13 protein-coding genes are annotated in these 13,039 nt (G+C 70.6%); 9 read left to right on the forward strand and 4 right to left on the reverse strand.

Annotated features, from left to right (window positions below):
- Positions 1–51 precede the first annotated feature (51 nt).
- The 4 genes from O0S08_RS26985 to O0S08_RS27000 all read left to right on the forward strand — a co-directional run bounded on the left by O0S08_RS26985 (position 52) and on the right by O0S08_RS27000 (position 2,836).
- Positions 52–681, forward strand: a complete 630-nt coding sequence (locus tag O0S08_RS26985) for a DUF6250 domain-containing protein (protein WP_269032164.1) — start codon at positions 52–54, stop codon at positions 679–681.
- A complete protein-coding gene (locus O0S08_RS26990) occupies positions 678–1,193 on the forward strand; it encodes a hypothetical protein (protein WP_269032165.1) in 516 nt (171 codons plus the stop codon). Before O0S08_RS26985 ends, O0S08_RS26990 begins: the two co-directional genes overlap by 4 nt.
- A gap of 261 nt (positions 1,194–1,454) precedes the next feature.
- Positions 1,455–1,922, forward strand: a complete 468-nt coding sequence (locus O0S08_RS26995) for a fascin domain-containing protein (RefSeq protein WP_269032166.1) — start codon at positions 1,455–1,457, stop codon at positions 1,920–1,922.
- 509 nt (positions 1,923–2,431) lie between these two features.
- Positions 2,432–2,836, forward strand: a complete 405-nt coding sequence (locus tag O0S08_RS27000; RefSeq protein ID WP_269032167.1) for a hypothetical protein — start codon at positions 2,432–2,434, stop codon at positions 2,834–2,836.
- 102 nt (positions 2,837–2,938) lie between these two features.
- On the opposite strand, the gene O0S08_RS27005 is transcribed toward O0S08_RS27000, so the two are convergent.
- Positions 2,939–3,208 (reverse strand): UBP-type zinc finger domain-containing protein, encoded by a 270-nt coding sequence (locus O0S08_RS27005; RefSeq protein WP_269032168.1) that lies wholly within the window; start codon positions 3,206–3,208, stop codon positions 2,939–2,941.
- Positions 3,209–3,237: 29 nt separating this feature from the next.
- Positions 3,238–4,905, reverse strand: a complete 1,668-nt coding sequence (locus tag O0S08_RS27010) for an FAD-dependent oxidoreductase (protein ID WP_269032169.1) — start codon at positions 4,903–4,905, stop codon at positions 3,238–3,240.
- A gap of 198 nt (positions 4,906–5,103) precedes the next feature.
- Between O0S08_RS27010 and O0S08_RS27015 the strand changes: the two genes are divergently transcribed.
- The 3 genes from O0S08_RS27015 (at position 5,104) to O0S08_RS27025 (ending at position 7,334) form a co-directional block, all read left to right on the forward strand.
- On the forward strand, positions 5,104–5,943 hold the full coding sequence (locus tag O0S08_RS27015; protein WP_269032170.1) for a metallophosphoesterase family protein: 840 nt from the start codon (positions 5,104–5,106) through the stop codon (positions 5,941–5,943).
- Between the two features lie 88 nt (positions 5,944–6,031).
- Positions 6,032–6,445, forward strand: coding sequence for a hypothetical protein (locus O0S08_RS27020; RefSeq protein WP_269032171.1), 414 nt, complete (start codon positions 6,032–6,034; stop codon positions 6,443–6,445).
- Positions 6,446–6,602: 157 nt separating this feature from the next.
- Positions 6,603–7,334 (forward strand): TylF/MycF/NovP-related O-methyltransferase, encoded by a 732-nt coding sequence (locus O0S08_RS27025; protein ID WP_269032172.1) that lies wholly within the window; start codon positions 6,603–6,605, stop codon positions 7,332–7,334.
- A gap of 137 nt (positions 7,335–7,471) precedes the next feature.
- On the opposite strand, the gene O0S08_RS27030 is transcribed toward O0S08_RS27025, so the two are convergent.
- On the reverse strand, positions 7,472–8,083 hold the full coding sequence (locus O0S08_RS27030) for a hypothetical protein (protein ID WP_269032174.1): 612 nt from the start codon (positions 8,081–8,083) through the stop codon (positions 7,472–7,474).
- Positions 8,084–8,349: 266 nt separating this feature from the next.
- Complete coding sequence (locus O0S08_RS27035) at positions 8,350–8,562, reverse strand: amphi-Trp domain-containing protein (RefSeq protein ID WP_269032175.1); 213 nt, start codon at positions 8,560–8,562, stop codon at positions 8,350–8,352.
- A 283-nt stretch (positions 8,563–8,845) separates the two neighbouring features.
- On the opposite strand from O0S08_RS27035, the gene O0S08_RS27040 reads away from it, so the two are divergent.
- The gene (locus O0S08_RS27040) at positions 8,846–11,023 is read left to right on the forward strand and encodes a hypothetical protein (RefSeq protein ID WP_269032176.1); all 2,178 of its coding nucleotides are present in this window, start codon (positions 8,846–8,848) and stop codon (positions 11,021–11,023) included.
- A gap of 371 nt (positions 11,024–11,394) precedes the next feature.
- Positions 11,395–12,972 carry a hypothetical protein gene (locus O0S08_RS27045; RefSeq protein ID WP_269032177.1) on the forward strand — a complete coding sequence of 526 codons (1,578 nt, stop codon included), beginning with the start codon at positions 11,395–11,397 and terminating at the stop codon, positions 12,970–12,972.
- Positions 12,973–13,039: the final 67 nt, after the last annotated feature.

The raw sequence follows: 13,039 nt of genomic DNA on the forward strand, positions 1-13,039 counted from the left end.
TACCATCCGCGGAACCCCTCCCCGTCTCGTCTAACGACACTCCCTCAACCCATGCGCCGTCTCGCCGCCCTCGCCCTGTTCGTCCTCGCCTGCGAGGAGCTGCCGCGCACCTACAGCAGCGCCGGCCCGGCCCAGCTGCTGTTCGCCGACCGCTTCGACGGCCCCGAGCTCGGCCCCTCGTGGAAGTCGACCGGTCCGGGCGCGAAGGTCGAGAGCGGCGAGCTCGTGACCGAGGGCCTGCGCAACCACCCGCTGTGGCTGACCCTGCCGCTGCCCGACAACGTCCGGGTCGAGTTCGACGCCCGCGCCGCCACCGACGAGGGCGACATCAAGATCGAGCTCGCGGGCGACGGCAAGAGCTTCGCGCGCAGCGCCAGCTACACCGCCACCGGCTACGTCATCATCTTCGGCGGCTGGAACAACACCACCAGCGCGATCGTCCGCCGCGACGAGCACGGCGGCGATCGCAAGACCACCCAGTCGCTCAAGGTCGAGGCCGGCAAGCGCTACCACTTCGCCATCACCCGCCGCGACGGCGCGATCACCTGGGAGCTCGACGGCCAGGAGGCCCTCCGCTACGACGACCCCGAGCCGCTGACCGGCCCCGCCCAGCGCCACTTCGCCTTCGGCGGCTGGGAGGCCCGCGTCGCCTTCGACAACCTCGAGGTGTTCGCGCTGTGACGGACTCGCAGGTCACCGCGGCCGACCTCCTCGCCGACGGCGGCCACTTCGCCGAGCCCTACCCCGACGACCTCGACTGGGACGACCCCGAGGCGATGGAGCCGTGGGAGGACCAGGTCCACCACCGCTTCCTGTTCCACGACGGCGGCGCCCTCGAGTACCTCCATTACGCGACGAGCAACCATCACGCCGAGCTCGAGGTGTGGGGCGGGACCTATCGCCTCGACGGCGACCGCTTGCACCTCGTTCGCACGCACCTGTGGTCGTGGTCGTCTGGCGACTGGATGGACGAGAAGAGCTACGCGCGCATGGACTTCCACCCCAGGGCCATGTCCGTCACCCTCGCCCGCGACGGCGTCGGCCTCTACTTCGACTTCGACGGGTGCATCTTCCGCCCGCTCCGCGCCTGCCCCCATATCGAGCCGATGCTCGACGACGTGCGCTTCCGGATCGACGAATGCAAGGCCCGCGTGCGCTCGCACTTCGCCACGAGAACCGACGAATCGGCGTAGAACGCCCTCGCGTCCGGTCCTCGCGGCAGTCACCACTCGCGCTGCGAATCTCGACGACGCGAAGCTCGCCGCACCGGTCGTTTCGTCGATTCTACGTATTCGCGGACGGCCGAAAGCGCCCGGCGCTCCGGCCTCCGCGCTGTAGCGACGAACAGCGCCGCGGCCCGCCCGCGGAATCCCCGATCCCTCGGGAGGCCCCCGATTGTAGCGAAGATCACGGGCGGCGGCCCTGGCGTCCTCTACCGTCGAGGAGAGGTCATCATGGCGGTGTACACAATTCAATCGGCGGCGTTCAGTAACGTCTTCCTGCGAATGGACGGTCGAGGCGTCGTCCAGACCACGGCGTCTGGCGGCGGCGTCGTAAATTGTCAATATGGTGCCAGCGATTGGGAACGATTCAACCTCGTCGATCAGGGCGGCGGGCTGGTGGCGATCGGCTCGGTCGCCTTCTCCAACGTTTTTCTGCGCATGGACGGCAACGGGGTCACTCAGCCCGCGGCGGCGGGCGCCGGCGTGGTCAATTGTCAATACGGCGCCGACGCCTGGGAGCGATTCCGCGTCCTGCAACAGGGCGACGGTACCGTCACGGTCGCCTCGGCGCACTTCTCCAACGTATTTCTCAGGACGGACGGGCGAGGCGTCACGCAAAGCGTCGGCTCCGGCGCGGGTGTGGTCAATTGCCAGTACGGCGCCAGCACCTGGGAGCGTTTCAGGCTGTCCTTCGGCTGAGCGCCTTCGCCGGCGCCTCGCTCACGGCGATTCGAGCGCATGGCGAACCCCGCGTGGCCGGTTCTCCGCATCCCGGCGCAAACCGACCACGTCGACGCAGCCGCAGAATCACGACCTCGAGGTGTTTCGCCCCGGTTCCCTGCTCGGCCCGCGCGACCGCCGGCACCGCGCCCGGGTCCGCGCCGAGTCCGGCCCGGCCGCCGCGCCTGGTGCCTCCAAATCCCCCCAGGCCCGCTCTGCGTGCCTGCAGCCCTTGCCGATCCGGAACTCCGGCCGGCAAGCTTTGTCCGGTCCACATGCGTCCCCATCGCGCGCTTTTTGCCCTGGTCGCGACTTTCTCGGGTTTTCTCACCGCGGTCGAGTGCGCGCCGCCGCCGACCGAAACGACGCCCACGCCCCCGCCCCCCGTCGAACCTGCGCCACCTCCCGAAGCCGTCGAAGCCGCGCCGCCGCCGACGCCCTCCGACGCCCTCGAAGCCCCGCCTCCGCCGACACCCCCTGCCGAACCGGTGCCGACGCCCTCCGCCATCGAGGCCGCGCCGCCTGCTCTGCCCACCCCGGCGTCCGAGCCCTCGACCGAGCTCACCGTGATCGCCCGACTGGTCGAGCGGCACAGCGCCCCGGGTTGCGGGGTCCTGCACATCAAGCTCGTGATGCGCTACGAGATCCTCGAAGTGGTCGAAGGGACCTATACCGGGCGAGACCTGTACGTCGCGCACAGCTGCCCGGAGATGGGCGCGGACCGCTGCCGGGATGTGCCCGGCCAGGCCGTGCGTGGCTTCCGGAACGGCGATGTCCACCGAATGCGCGTGCAGCGGCGCAGGTGGGGATCGTACATGGACCTCTTCGCCGACAAGCAGTTGCCGCGATACTACGCCCGCTGCGCCAACCTCGTCCCGCCCGAATCGCCGTGATCGCGCGGCGGCCCGATCATCACACCCGGCGAAGCACCGGGCACGCCGAGCCCGGCCTCGCGACTTCGGCCGACTCGCATCGAGGCGCCCGGCCGTCGCCGCTCACCCCGCTTCGAAGCCGACCTCGTCGACGTAGCACCAGAACCACCGCTCGCCCGGCTCGAGCGAGCGCACGATCGCGTGCTGCGTCTCGTGAAAGTGGGCGGTCGCGTGCTTGTTCTTCGACGAGTCGCAGCAGCCGACCTTGCCGCAGGTCATGCACAGGCGCAGGTGGACCCATTCGTCGCCGAGCTTGAGGCACTCCTCGCAGCCGCGGGTGTGCGGGCGGACGTCGTGGATCTGATCGAGGTGGGAACAAATCTCTTTCGCCATGATCGAGCTCCTTCCTGGGATGCACGCGCTCATTCGGCCAGCGCGCGGTGGACCATCTGCACGCAGATCGAGCCCTCGCCGACGGCCGAGGCCACGCGCTTCACGTTCCCCGAGCGGACGTCGCCGACGGCGAACACGTTGGGCAGGCTCGTCTCGAGCAGGTACGGCGCGCGCCGCCACGGGCGCTGGGCCAGCTCCTCGGGCGTCAGGTCGGGGCCGGTCTTGACGAAGCCGGCCGGGTCGAGCGCCACACAGCCCTCGAGCCACGCGGTGTTGGGGCGCGCGCCGGCCATCGAGAACACGTGGCGGATCGGCCGCGTCTCGCTCGTCCCGTCCTTGCGGTTGACCCAGCGGACCTGCTCGAGGCTCGTCTCGCCGAGCATCTCGACGATCTCCGTGTACGGCCGCAGCGTGATCTTCTGGTGCTCCTCGATCCGGCGGATCAGGTAGCGCGACATGCTGTCGGCCAGGCCGCTCGAGCGGACCAGGATGTGCACGTGGCGGACCGACTCGGCCAGGAACACCGCCGCCTGGCCGGCCGAGTTGCCGCCGCCGACGACGATCACCTCCTCGCCGGAGCACAGCTGCGCCTCCATCTGCGTCGCCCCGTAGTAGACCCCGTCGCCCTCGAAGCGGTGCAGGTTCGGCAGCCCGAGCCGGCGGTACTCCGCCCCCGTGGCGAGGATGATCGACCGCGCGTGCACCGACCCCTGCGCCCCCAGCTCGATCACGTACGGCGTGCGCGAGCAGTCGAGCCGCGCCGCCGACATCGCCACCGCCACGTGGGCGCCGAACTTCTGCGCCTGCGTCAGCGCGCGGCCGGCCAACGCCTGTCCCGAGATACCTGTCGGAAAGCCCAGGTAGTTCTCGATCTTCGACGACGACCCGGCCTGCCCGCCGGGCGCGTTGCGCTCGATCACCAGCACGTCGAGCCCCTCCGACGCCGCGTACACGGCGGCCGCCAGCCCGGCCGGGCCGGCGCCGATGACCACCACGTCGCGCACCACGCTGCGGTCGACGTCGGCGTTGAAGCCGAGGCAGCGGGCGACCTCCTCGGTGGTCGGGTTGCGCAGCACCACGTTGCCGCGGCAGATGATCACCGGCACCTCGTCGACCTCGACCTGGAACTGCTCGAGCAGCCCGCAGACGCAGGAGTCGCGCTCGACGTCGATGTACGAGAACGGGTGGCCGTTGCGGGTCAGGAACTCCTTCAAGCGCAGCGTCGCCGGCGAGTGGACCGAGCCGACCAGGACCGCGTCGCTGGCGTTGTGGGCGATCAGGCTGACGCGGCGGAGGATGAACGCCCGCATGAGCAGCTCGCCGACCTCGGCCTCGACCTGGACGATGTGACGCAGCCCCTCGCGGTCGATCTCCAGCAGCTCGCCGGGCTCGCCGACCCGCCCGCGCACCAGGCTCGGGCGGCCGGACAGCATGTTGATCTCGCCGGTGAACTGGCCCGACTCGTGGATCACCACCGGGTGCTCGACGCCGTCGAAGCCGGGCTGCACCACCTCGAGCGTGCCCGACAGGACGATGAAGAAGTTCGTGTTCGTCTCGCCGTGCTCGAACACGACCTCGCCGGCATGCGTCGGCCGGCGCCGGCCGTAGCGGCACAGCCGGGCCTGCTGCGCCGGCGTGAGCCGCGGGAAGGTCGCCTCGCGCCGCTGCGCCGACGGATCGTTGGGGAGGGTCGTCATGCGTCGCGGAGTCTACCGCGAACGCGCGCGCTCGCCCGGACCGCGCGCGGTCGTTGCACCCGCACGCCGGACCCGACTTTGGTCGGGCCGCCGCGCCCGGCCCGCGACCGGGCGCATCGCCGATTCAGCGGCCTGCGCCGGCCTGCGCGGCCGGTGGTTGAAAGCCCCCGCTCCCCGCACTAGCCTGCCGGCGCCCGCATGAAGCTCTGGGCCCTCAGCGATCTCCACGTCGGTCACCGACGCAACCGCGAGCTCCTCGCCGACCTGTCCCCACGGACAGGTGACTGGCTGATCGTCGGCGGCGACGTCGGCGAGACCGGCGATCACCTGCAGTGGGCCTTCGACCTGCTGCAGCCCCGCTTCGCGCGGCTGTTGTGGGTGCCCGGCAACCACGAGCTGTGGACCTCCGAGGAGCGAGGCGTCCGCCTCGGCGGCGCCGACAAGCTGGCCGCGCTGTGCGAGCTGTGCCGCGCGCGCGGCGTCGTCAGCGTCGACGATCCGTGGCCGGTGTGGCCAGGAGACGGCGGCCCGCACACCCTCGCGCTGCTCGCCCTCCTCTACGACTACACCTTCGCCCCTGCCGGCCTCGATCGCGCGGGCGCGATCGCCTGGGCCGCCGACGACGGCGTCGTCGCCGCCGACGAGTCGCGCCTCGATCCGCACCCGTTCGCCGACATCGTCGCCTGGTCCGCCGACCGCGTGCGCGCCGCCGCGGCGCGCCTCGATCGCGAGCGGGCGCACCCGAAGATCCTCGTCAACCACTGGCCGCTGCGCGACGACTTGATCTTCATCCCCCGCGTGCCGCGGTACCGCCCGTGGTGCGGCACGCGAGCGACCCACGACTGGCACCGCCGTTACGACGCGCGCGTGGTCGTCAGCGGGCACCTTCACACGCGGCGCACCGACTGGATCGACGGCGTGCGCTTCGAGGAGGCCTCGCTCGGTTATCCGCGCGAGCAACGGCCCGGCATGACCGCCGACGCCTACCTGCGCCAGATCTTGCCGGAGCCGACGGCTTGCACTACCGCGCAGCGGTGAAACACGTCGCGACGCGGACGAGCGCCCGCAACCCGGCGCGCTCGCGCGAGCGTTGCCGCGGCCGCGCGGCGCGGGGTATCCTGCGCGCATGAGCCAGGCCGAGGTCTACGCCGAGTTCTTGCGCGCCGAGGGCTTCCGGCCCATCGTCGACGACGCCGGCGACCTCGTGTTCAAGTGCGAGGGTCGCTACTACTGCGTCACCGTCGACGACGACGACCCGCTGTACTTCCGCCTCGTGTTCCCCAACTTCTGGGGCCTCGAGAGCGAGGCGGAGCGCCACTGGGCGCGGATCGCCGCCGCCGAGGTGACTGCCGAGTTTAAGGTCGTCAAGCTCTACCCGCAGCACGACGACATGCAGGCCGCCACCGAGCTGTTCCTCGCCGCCGAGGGCGACTTCCGCCTGGTGTTCGAGCGCTGCATCGCCGCCCTCCAGGGCGCCGTCCGCCGCTTCTGCGAGCTGATGGAGCGCGGCCCCAGGCTGCGCCTGGTCGAAGAGACATAACGCATCCCGCCGCGCCGGCGTGTCCCTGCCGCGCCGCGCCGCCGTCCTCGCAACGCTCACCTCTTCGCCGGCCGCGAGCGCCTGCCCGCCGGCTCGCCCACGCCCCCCCGCACCCTGGCGCGCGCAGCTCCGCGTCCTGGTACCCTCGGCGCCACCCGTGACGCTCTTCGATCGCCTCCGCCGCCTCCGCGACGACCGCCGCTGGCGCCAGCAGTACCCCGACTTCGAACCTGGCTTTCGGGCCATCCACGACCGGGCCCGGCCGTACACCATGACCTCGACCGAGCGGATGTACGCGCTCTACCAGGCCGTGCGTCACGTCCACCGGGCCGGCATCGCCGGCGCCTTCGTCGAGTGCGGCGTGTGGAAGGGCGGCAGCGCCATGGTCGCCGCGCTGACCTTCCAGGAGCTCGGCGAGCGCGCGCGCGACCTCTACCTGTTCGACACCTACGAGGGCATGAGCGAGCCGACCGCGCGCGACGTCTCGTACAAGGACCAGGCCCCGCTCGGCGAGTGGGACAAGATCAAGGGCACCGACCACAAGGTCTTCTGCGCCAACAGCCTCGCCGACGCCACCGCCAGCCTCGCCACCACCGGCTACCCGCGCGAGCGCCTGCACTTCGTCAAGGGCAAGGTCGAGGACACCATCCCCGCCACCCTCCCCGACGCGATCGCCATCCTCCGCCTCGACACCGACTGGTTCGAGTCCACCCGCCACGAGCTCGTCCACCTCTACCCCCGCCTCGCCCCCGGCGGCGTCCTCATCGTCGACGACTACGGCCACTGGCGCGGCGCCCGCGAGGCCGTCGACGGCTACTTCGCCGAGCACGGCGGCGCCCCGCTGCTCCACCGCATCGACTACACCGGCCGGATCGCCGTCAAGCCGTGACGACATGGCCCTGACGACATGTCCGTGACGACATGTCCGTGACGACATGCCGCGGCGGCCATGTCCGATCGAGCCCGGGCCGCGGGGCCGGGGTCCCCGGTGGAGAACGTCGGCCCCGCCGACCGCAAGCGGCCTGCTCATGGGTGAGTGATGGTCATGCTGCCGCTCTTGGACTCGAAGAGGTCGCCGACGGCCTCGTCGAACTCGAGCGGGACACCGTCGATCGTCACCATCACCGTGATGTTCGCCTGTCGGAACTTGCCGTGGGTCTGCATGCGGATGATCGTGCCGCCGGAGTCGAACATGGTCTTGAACCGGTCGGGCAGGATGTCGCCGACGCCTGTCCACTCGACGGAGATCTGAACCTCCACCGGCTCGCTCACGCCGCCGCCGAACCGCTGCGCCTCGAACGTAATCGCGGCTGCGGCCCCGTCGAGCGACATCGAAAACCCCTCCACGGGCAATGACGCATTGCCGTCGATCTGGATGCCAGTGCACTGATTTTCGACGTGAATCTGGGCGACGAGGAAGGAGCCGTCGCTCGCGCCTTCACCGGGCACCTGCGTCCGGTTCTCGAAGGCGTTGAAGAGAAATGAGCGGGCCTCGCACTCGTCGTCGCCGACCCCGTCCGAATGAGCCAGACCGTCCCGGAAATGAAATACCTCCTTCTCGGGAGGGGCCGCCGTGGCGACACTCGCCGCGCCCGCGATTGCGAGCGCATTCGCCAGAATCATGATTGTCTTCTTCATGGCTTCTCCTGGCGACCGTTCTGACCCGGGCCGATCGAACCACGTGTGCGTCCCGCCACGAGTGTTTCGTGGCTGGTGTCCTCCTGCTCCCAATCGCCATACCTACGGCGATGCGGGCTGCACCGGGAGGGAACGACCTGCCCGCGCATTCTCCGCGCAGGCGCTCAGCCGCTCAAGGCCCGGACATCCCGCCTGCACGTCCGCTCACCGCCGGCAAATCCAGGCCAGCACAACGGAGGCGCCATGATGGACCTGCGGCGTCGCGCTCACCGCCGCCAGCGCAGCTGCAGCTCGAGCTCTTCCTCGTCGCCGGAGACCTCGTGCTCGATCGACAGCGCCGCGTCGCGCGGCACGCCGAAGCGGGCCCCCGCCACCTGGATTCGGAACGTCTCGCCGCGCTCGATCGCGTCCGCCAGGCGGCGCAGGGTCTCGACGAAGGACTCGGGGCTGCAATTGCGTTCGACGTCGCGGTCGGGCATCCCCGCCACCTTAGACCATCTCGCGGCCGCGATGACACCGCCCGCGCCCAACCGCCCACGCCTCCACGTGACGAATCACTGCCGACCGCCGGACCAGCTCCGAGGCCGTCCAGCCATAAAAACAGGTCGACCGCGCCAGTCGGCCGTGAACGACGGATGTTCGCTGGCCTTCGGGATCCCTTCGGAGCCCGGTCGACGCAGCGGGTGGAAGCGTGACGGCTCGCCGGCCGAGCCGGCGGCGTACCGTCGAGCCCTCGCGTCCGCGCCCCGCTATCATGGAGCGGTGGGACGCTTCGCCGTGGCTCTGACCGCCGCTCTTGCGACGACGCTCGTGCTCGGCGCCGCATCGACGTCCGCGGCCCCCGCGACCGCGCCTGGGCCTGCGACCGAGGGGGCTCCGCTCGCCGCCCGCCGCGAGACGATCGCCGCCCTCGTGGCCAGGCTCGGCGACGGTCAGCGCCCGGTCCTGCGGCGCGCGTGCAAGACCAACAGCGAGGGCGTGTGCGTGTACCAGCACCGCGCCCCGAGGCGTGAACAGCCGCTCCCCCTGACGGACGACGAGCGCGCCTTGCTCGCGGCCTACGAAGCGTTTCTCGCCGACGACGCCGGGGCGGCCGCGCCCGAGGCCGCCGCCTATCGCTACCACCTCGCGTGCCTCCTCGACCAGGTCAGCGAGACAGCCCTCGCTCGCCCTCACCTCGAGCACCTGACCTCCGGGGGCGACGCCGACCCGCGGACGATCTGGGCCGCGACCCTCCTCCTCGACGGTCACGTCCGCGAGTGGACCGCGGCGGGCAAGACGGACGCGGAGCGGTACGCGGCCGGCTTCGAGCTGAAGCGCCAGCTCGCGCGCCTGCGAGCGCTCCCGCTCTGGCGCGCGGACGCGGCGCAAGAGCTCCGTGCCACCGCGCTGACCATCGAGGCCGGGCTCCGCTGGGCGACGGCTGTCCACCATCGCGAACGCGGTCGCGTCGCCGCCGACCCGGACGCCGCGGCCGCCGCATTCGCCGCCTGTGGGCGCGAGTTCCAGGCGCTCTTCGCCGACTACGGCGCTCGCCACGACCGCGCCAGCACCCTCCTCTGGAACGCGGCGATGTGCTTCGAAGCGGCCCGCGATGTCGACGCGGCCCTCGCCCTTCGTGTCACCCTCGTCGACACCTTTCCGGCGAGCGAGCACTTCGCAGACGCGCACTTCGAGATCGCCCTGCTCCACGACAGCCTCGGACGATACGAGGAGGCGGCCGCGTGGTACGAGCGCTCCGCCGCGACCGCCTGGCGCGACCACCACGCCGTCAACGCCCTCGCCCGCGCCGTCGAACTCCGCCTGGCCCTCGGCCCCCGCGCTCGCCTCGTCGCCACCCTGGGCGCCTACGAGGAACTTTACAGGGGCCGCGATACGCCGCGCGCCGCCGAGATCCGGTGGACCGGCTACGCCGTCGTCCCGCAGGACGACCGGGCGCGGCGCGCCTACGCCGGGGCCTACCTCCGCGACTACGGGATGAAGGGCCCCCCGACCCGCGAGCTGGAGGCCAGCGTCGAACTCGCCCGCCTCCTCCTGCGATCGACATGTCCCCAGGGACATGTCATGGAAATGCTCTGCCTCGACCGTGTGGCCCTCGACCGCGCCCCGCGGAACCGTCACTCTCCGCCGGCGAGCGCGCGCTGGGCAGTCTCCCGCCGCCCCGGGGCCGACCACGACGAGGCGCTTCGCCTCGCCGCTCGGGCCCGCTCGCGGGCCAGGTATACGCGCTTGGAGATCCACATCGATTACCGGCAGGCGTTCGCGGACGCGGTCGCCACGGCCGCGCTGCTCGAGGCCGACGCCGCCTTCGAGGCGCTCCTCGACGATCGCCCGACGTCCCGCCCTCGCGTCCCCGTCCCCGGCCGTGCGCCGCGCCGCCTCTCGCCGGAGGAGCTCCCCCCGCGCGACCTGTCGGCGCCCACGCCCGTGCTCGCGCCGCTGGCCGCCATCGCCCCCGCCTTGACGGACGACATCGTCGCGCTCGACGATGCCTATGCGGCGATCGCCGAGCTCGTCCCGGACAGTCCCAGCGCGCTGCAGGCCCGCGGCCGGCAGGGCCTCCTCCGCGAGTGGCTCGCCGATCGTGCCGCGGCACCGGCCGCCGGCCTCCCACCGTCGAGCGATCGTTCACGCATCGACGCCCTCCGGGCCGCGGCGCTCGACGCCTATCGCCAGTGCCTCGCACCGACGGCCGCCGCCCTCGCCGCCGCCGAGAGCGTCCGCGCCTGCGAACGCCGCGTCGCAGCCCTCGCGCCCGGAGACTCGCGGGTCGTTCAAGAAATGTTCGGCCCCGTCGACCCCGCCGAATTCGGACACCCTGCCAGCCGACCCGACGTCGTGCCAGTGATCGCCGACGTCGAGGAGGCCCTCCGAATCGGCGCCCGACTGGTGCGAGCGGAGGCTCCGGACGCCGCCGCGTCGCAACCGTCAGGCCATTGAGGCGGCAAACCATGCGTGATGAGCGCATTCGCCCATCGCTGATTGTTTAAACGCATGGCGAGCCCGCCCACGAATAGCGAGATGATGTCGCATCAATTCCCCTGATTGCGACAGGGACCCACATTATGGATTGGAACCTCTCGGCCTATTGGGCGCTCCCTCGGCGATACTGCACCTCGTGGCTCGCCTCGGCCTTGAAACACCTGCATATGCAGAAAAGTCGACCGGTCCGGTCAAGCTGACGAAACTTCGTTCATGGAAAACGTAATATGCATGTACTGTCCGGGGTTGATGTCTCGCGGTGACACGGATATCCAGGGAAGATGCAAGGCGCTCATCCTGGACCTCGAGGCCGTGCCCGCCGAGAGAAATTGCATGCGTTGCTCTGCAATCTCCTGACCGAGCGGGACTTCCGCGAGCTGGCGCGCAATCTGGGCGAAAGCGGCGGTGACGAGCACATGGTCCATTCGCTCGGGCCCGGCAGCAGGAGCGAGATGGCCTATCAGCTCATCGAGCTGATCGAGTCGCGCGGCTTGATGCTCGAACTCTTCGCCGAACTCCTGCGGTTGCGACCGCGTCAGCGCGAACGGATAGCCCTCGTCGCCCGGCAATTCGACATGCCGCGCGCGGCCGTCCGTTCGCTATTCCCGGCGGCCAAGCCGCCACGAGCCCGCGGATGGGTCCCGCTGGTGATGCTCTCGCCGCTCCTGGCGCTGATCCGTTGCCCGACGGGCCAGCGAGACCAGCTCCCGCCGATCCAGACGGCGCGAGCCGACGTGCCCGCGACGGCACCAGTGGATGTGGAGCAACCGCCGGATTGCCCGCCCGTCGAGCCTCCCGTCGCCACCAAGACCCCGTGCCCCCACCCCGAGCTCCACGACGCACCGCCCGAGACCGCGCTCGAGCTTCTCATCGTATCGAACGAGTTCCCGAGTCACTCGGAGAGGGTCACCTATGACGCCTCGCTCGACGCTGGCGTCGCGGCCAAGCACTTCTTCCTGTACCACCTTCTCGCCATGAACGAGAAGCAGGCCGCAGTGTTCGACAAGCGCTCGTTCGAGCTCTGCGGCGCGAACGGATGTGCAGCCAAGGGAACACCGCTTTCGGCGGTGGTCTTCCACGGCGGCGCCGCTGCATCGGTCCGCGGCGTGCAGCGACCGAGATCGGCGTCCGCGACTCCTTCCACCCCCTCGCAATCCAGAGGCATGTCGGCTCCACCTGATGCGTCGACCTCCAAATTCAATCCGTCGATCCCCACCTTCAAGGCCCCTGAAATCGGCTTCGTGCGCCTCGACGGGTTCCTCTACTTCCGCTCGCTCGCGCCTGTCGCATTGCATTCGTGCGAGGAGTGGACTTCCTCATGCGCCGAGACCGTCGCACTGCCACGAGAGCTCGGGCGCGACGAATTCACCTTCGTGATCAACCTGCGCCTCGCCGCGGCCCCGCCGGCAGGGCTGAGCGCGGTCGAGCCGTACTCGGACGATTGCTGGTGGAGTGGAGAGCACCCACTCCTCGCGGCGCATGCCGACGAGTGCGATGAAACCGGCCGCTTTGCGCTGCTCCTCACCCAGGAGGCAGAGCTGCGCTGGCTCGTCGACGACGGCGCGGAGGTCGGTTTCGGAGGAGCGTGGTCGCTCGCCGTCGCCGGCGCAGGGCCGCGTGGGCTCGTCGACGCGAACTGGCACAGCATCGCGCTCGTCCGCCGCTTCCTCCCCGATGGCGACGCCCAGCTCGAGATCTGGCTCGACGGTGAGCTCGGAGCGCTCGAGACCTCGGATTCGCGGATGGATCTGCGGCCGCGATGGATGGATCGGGACGGACGACTCACGGAACCATGGGTGTGGTCTCTCCACGGCGATATCGGCAGCGGATACGTGTGGGATCAGGCGTTGACGAGCGAGGAGCTCGAGTCCCTCGCTCCCCGACAGATCGTCCGCGCGTCGCAATGATCCCGCATCGATGCGCACTGCCGCCAGACCTCGCCGCACCTTGCGGACAGAAATCGGGATCACGGTG

The organism is Nannocystis punicea, assembly GCF_026965555.1.
In the GTDB taxonomy this organism is placed as follows: Bacteria; Myxococcota_A; Polyangia; order Nannocystales; family Nannocystaceae; genus Nannocystis; species Nannocystis punicea.